This is a genomic window from Frateuria defendens, assembly GCF_001182895.1.
In the GTDB taxonomy this organism is placed as follows: Bacteria; Pseudomonadota; Gammaproteobacteria; order Xanthomonadales; family Rhodanobacteraceae; genus Frateuria_B; species Frateuria_B defendens.
In genome coordinates this window covers 1-312 of the sequence record NZ_LFQR01000279.1, presented here as the reverse complement: position 1 = coordinate 312, position 312 = coordinate 1, and the positions used below count along the sequence as shown (strand labels likewise).

Genomic DNA, 312 nt, shown 5'->3' with positions numbered 1-312 from the left:
GCAGGGTGATGTCGCCGTCCGCGGCCTGACCGCTGCCGTCGGTCGCGCCGCTGCCCGTCGCCACCACCGTCAGGTCGTGGCTAGCCGTCACCGTGCTGCCCTGCTGCGTGGTCTGCTGGAAGTGGCTCTGGTTCGACTGGCTGCCGCCGCCGATGCTCGCCGTCACCTTCACCAGCGCGCTGCTGCCCGTAGCGCCCTGCCCGCTCAGCGAGGCGGCGTCGGCGCCCTGGCCGGGCTGGGGCGACACAGCCCGCTTCACCGTCCCCGCATCCATGCTCTGCGCCGACTGCGTCGCCCCCCACGCCCCATACG

1 protein-coding gene is annotated in these 312 nt (G+C 74.0%); it reads right to left on the bottom strand.

What is annotated here, in order from left to right; genetic code table 11:
* On the bottom strand, positions 1–247 hold a 247-nt coding region (locus ACH65_RS18265; RefSeq protein ID WP_153242688.1), incomplete at its 3' end, for a hypothetical protein.
* Between the last annotated feature and the right edge of the window lie 65 nt (positions 248–312).